Annotated in this window: 1 protein-coding gene; it reads right to left on the bottom strand. The window is 62.1% G+C overall.

Translation table 11 applies throughout. The annotated features are described in order from the left end of the window. Positions 1-298, bottom strand: a 298-nt coding sequence (locus BK665_RS33945; RefSeq protein WP_148053311.1) for a Crp/Fnr family transcriptional regulator, incomplete at both ends; no start/stop codon positions are given.

The raw sequence follows: 298 nt of genomic DNA, 5'->3' as shown, positions 1-298 counted from the left end.
TGCGCCAGAACCTTCGGCGATCATCAGCAGGCGATGGGTCAGTCGAGCCGGGGCGGGCATCAGGCTGAGCTGTTCGGGATTGATGAAGGTCAGGCGCAGTTTTTGGCTCATCAGCAGGGCCAGTTGCCGCCAGGACAGTGGTTGGTCGTCGAGCAGCTTCAGCAACGCGTTTTGCGGGATGTGCAGCAAGTTGCGTTGGCCTGCGCCAAACGCATCGTGGGTGCGGGGCTGGCCATCGAACAGGCAGATTTCGCCGAACCAGTGGGGCGGCTCCACCAGGCTCAGCAACGCCTCTTTA

This window comes from Pseudomonas frederiksbergensis (genome assembly GCF_003732665.1).
In the GTDB taxonomy this organism is placed as follows: Bacteria; Pseudomonadota; Gammaproteobacteria; order Pseudomonadales; family Pseudomonadaceae; genus Aquipseudomonas; species Aquipseudomonas frederiksbergensis_G.
This window is presented reverse-complemented; position numbering and strand designations above follow the sequence as displayed.